Annotated in this window: 4 protein-coding genes and 1 pseudogene; 4 read left to right on the top strand and 1 reads right to left on the bottom strand. The window is 50.9% G+C overall.

Annotated features, from left to right (window positions below; translation table 11 throughout):
- From AC1DWB_RS32450 to AC1DWB_RS32440, 3 genes and pseudogenes are all read left to right on the top strand, one after another.
- Positions 1–266 (top strand): annotated as a pseudogene (locus tag AC1DWB_RS32450) (sugar ABC transporter permease); the annotation flags it as partial.
- A 14-nt stretch (positions 267–280) separates the two neighbouring features.
- Positions 281–1,153 carry a carbohydrate ABC transporter permease gene (locus tag AC1DWB_RS32445; RefSeq protein ID WP_477545225.1) on the top strand — a complete coding sequence of 291 codons (873 nt, stop codon included), beginning with the start codon at positions 281–283 and terminating at the stop codon, positions 1,151–1,153.
- Positions 1,154–1,177: 24 nt separating this feature from the next.
- Positions 1,178–2,308, top strand: a complete 1,131-nt coding sequence (locus tag AC1DWB_RS32440; protein WP_477545224.1) for an efflux RND transporter periplasmic adaptor subunit — start codon at positions 1,178–1,180, stop codon at positions 2,306–2,308.
- A 60-nt stretch (positions 2,309–2,368) separates the two neighbouring features.
- Here the strand turns inward: AC1DWB_RS32440 and AC1DWB_RS32435 are convergent, their stop codons facing one another.
- Positions 2,369–2,926 (bottom strand): NADPH-dependent FMN reductase, encoded by a 558-nt coding sequence (locus AC1DWB_RS32435; RefSeq protein ID WP_477545223.1) that lies wholly within the window; start codon positions 2,924–2,926, stop codon positions 2,369–2,371.
- Positions 2,927–3,108: 182 nt separating this feature from the next.
- Between AC1DWB_RS32435 and AC1DWB_RS32430 the strand changes: the two genes are divergently transcribed.
- Positions 3,109–3,411, top strand: a 303-nt coding sequence (locus AC1DWB_RS32430; RefSeq protein WP_477545222.1) for a P-loop nucleotide/nucleoside kinase family protein, incomplete at its 3' end; no start/stop codon positions are given.

Genomic DNA, 3,411 nt, shown 5'->3' with positions numbered 1-3,411 from the left:
CGCTAGTATACTTGACCCCAACAATGATCTTCGTGGTGATGATTTCGATTCTCAATTCGTTCAAGGTGTTCCGAGAGACTTACTTGCTCGCCGGAGATTATCCGTATAACCACATCTACATGCTGCAGCATTATATGAACAACATGTTCTTCACGTTGGACATCCAGAAGCTGACGGCCGCGGCTACTCTGATGGTCGGTTGTATCCTGATCCTGGTGTTCGTCCTTATGGCCGTGGAGCGTCGGTTCCAGAGCGATATGGAGTGAGAGGAGGGGAAGCTGTGATTAGACGTCTGCCCGGAGTATGCCGAACAGCTCTGCTAGCGATTATTGCCCTGCTGAGCTTGGTGCCAATTGCCCTGACCGTCACGAATTCCCTCATGACAGAGCAGGAGATCGAGTTGAATTATGATCCGGTCGGCAAAATGACTAATGTCGCAGCAGGGGAGAAGCTACCATTCGCGAATCTGAAATGGATTCCCGACTGGGTGACCTTGAATCAATACGCTGAAGTGCTGGTGCGGAATCCGAAGTTTCTCCGTATGTTCTGGAACTCAGTCGGCCTGGTCGCACCCATTTTGCTGGGACAGATCCTGGTCGCCTCACTTGCGGCATATGCGTTTGCCAAACTACGCTTTCGGGGGAGAGAGACATGGTTTTTATGCTATTTGATGACGATGCTTATGCCTTTCCAGGTGACGCTGGTCCCGAACTATATCATTTTGGACAAGCTGGACCTTCTGAACACGAGGGCGGCGATCGTTCTACCGGGTATATTCGGCGCCTTCGGCGTCTTCATGCTGCGCCAGTTCATGAGCCATATTCCGAGAGCGCTGACGGAAGCAGCGAAGATGGACGGAGCCGGGCACTTCACAATATTCGCCCGGATCATTCTGCCGCTCGTGCGTCCCGGCCTGGCCGCACTGACCGTCCTCTTGTTCGTGGATTATTGGAACATGGTAGAGCAGCCCCTTATTTTCCTGCAGGAAGCGGTTCAGCAACCCTTGTCCCTTTATCTGGCACAGATCAGCCAAGAAGCAAGAGGTGTCGTCTTCGCGGCCTCCGTGCTGTACATGAGTCCCATGATCTTGCTGTTCCTGTATGCACAAGCGCATTTCATTGAAGGGGTTCAGCTGTCCGGGATTAAGGGGTAGGGAGCAGGAAGGGGACGAATCGAAGTGAACTTACAGATTAACGAGGGGAACCCTACTAACCGGAGACGTTGGCTCCTCCATGGGATAACAGGTGCTCTACTCATCCTATTAGTGGGCTTTACCTTGCTCAGCAATACCTTATTCGCGATGACGCTGCCTAAGGTGACGACGCAAGTGGTCAGTCCGGGCTCATTGGATCAGACGCATACAGGCCATGCCGTCATCGAGCCAGTGGAAGCAAGAGAGCTGACGGGGAAGGCGGGATCGAGCATCAAGCAGGTGCTTGTCCATGTCGGAGATGTCGTCCTTCAAGGCCAGAATCTCGTAGAATACGATATACGTGATGGTGAGCGGCAGTTGGAGGCTGAACAAGCCCAATTGAGCAAGCTCCAGCTGTCGATCAAACAATTGGAGTACGCGTATATCCTGGCGGAGCAAAATGGAGAGCCGGGCAGCATTCTTGCCGCCAAAGCAGCGTTGGAGATCGCAAAGATCGACATCGACATGCAACAGAGGCATATCGAAGATTTGCAGCAATCGCTCAGCTCGAACCGATGGTTGAAGGCGCCTTTCGACGGCAGGGTGATGGCTGTGAATGCGCGAGAAGGAATAGCCACAAGCGCAGGTACGACCGACATCCGTCTCGAACATACATCGAGAGGTTATCAGCTCGTCCTACCGCTTCCTGCCGATATAGCTGTAGGCTTATCAGTAGGGGAGACGCTTGACGTGCGTCTGCTAAGACCTGACAACCGCGTCATACCTGGGCATATTGTCCGCTTAGTCACCTCCACCGAATCCAAGGAACAGGAGGCGGTCCTGAGGATCCGGATGACTGTCACAATGCAAGATCCTTCCCTTGAAGGGGGAGAACAAGCCGAGATGACGGTAACGCTGAAAGGAAAGGCCGGCACCCTGCTCCTCTCTAAGTCCGCGATCCGTACCGACAGCGCCGGAACGTTCGTGTACACGATAGAGGAGCGCAGAGGCCCGTTAGGCAACGCATTCTACGCCAAGCGCCGAGAGGTAACGGTGGTGGGCTCCAATGAGTTGGTGGCTTCTATCAGCAAAGGGCTGTTCGCCCAAGAAGCCGTTATTATTGAAAGCAGTGAACCGCTTCTGGATGGAAGCCGAGTGCGTGTGTTGACACGTTAAGACAACAAGCGCTCGCCAATGTGGGAGCGCTTGTTGTTGTCCGAAATCATAATTGTAGTGTTAACGCAACACTTTTAATGCACCACTCCAGGCGATGACTTGATCGAACATCGTGTTGGCAGCTGCTTCCTGATGAGGGGCGGGCTTCAGAATACTGTAGTTTTCAAAATCCGTAAAGACCGAAAGAGTGACCTGCGCACGTACGTCAGCAACATGCAGTTCACTCAAGATCAGTCTCAAATTTTCTGCCGCTCGAGCCCCGCCTGTGCCGCCGCCATAACTGACGATGCCTGCCGCCTTATCTTTCCATTCATTAAACAGATAGTCTATGGCGTTTTTGAGCGCTCCGGAGATGGCGTGATTATACTCGGGCGTCACGAATACGTAGCCATCAAAAGATTGGATGGCTTTTGACCAAGCTACCGTATGTGGCTTCGTATACTGACCGAGCATAGGGGGCTTTGGTTCATCGAATAGTGGCAAGTTGAAATCTGCAATATCCACGAGTTCGTATTCAGCGTCACCGCGTTTTTGTGCGATCTCATGTACCCACCGAGCGATTGCTTCACCTCTGCGTCCTGGACGGGTGCTGCCAATTACGATTGCGATTCTCAGCAAATAATTACCTCCATTAAGTTGAATAGTATCACCATAGAAATCATAATAGATTGATCCCTATCCTTTCAATTGAAATAACCGTTATAACCAATGTTTCCGTTGCGATATCGCAAAAGGAACGCGATAATAACAACGTTGAATAAGACAAATATTCTGATGTTTAGAATAATGTAATATGGGGGGTGAAAATTATTGCGACACTGCACCTAATGGTTGGTCTCCCATGTAGTGGAAAAACTACATTAGCTCGGCAACTTGAACAAAAATATGAGGCTCTTCGCCTCACGCCTGATGAATGGCATACTCGCTTATTCGGACAGGATGTTGATGATAAGGACCATGATGATAGACACAATACAGTGGAATCCTTGCTTTGGAATGTTGCAGCTCGTGTATTGGTTCTTGGCGTAGATGTAATTTTAGACTTTGGGTTTTGGGTGCGTAGCCAGCGAGAAGATATGCGTGCTCAAGCGGCAAAATTAGAC

Source organism: Paenibacillus sp. P4_E11 (genome assembly GCF_056401635.1).
The sequence above is the reverse complement of the archived record's forward strand: the minus strand, read 5'-3'. Positions and strand labels throughout refer to the sequence as shown.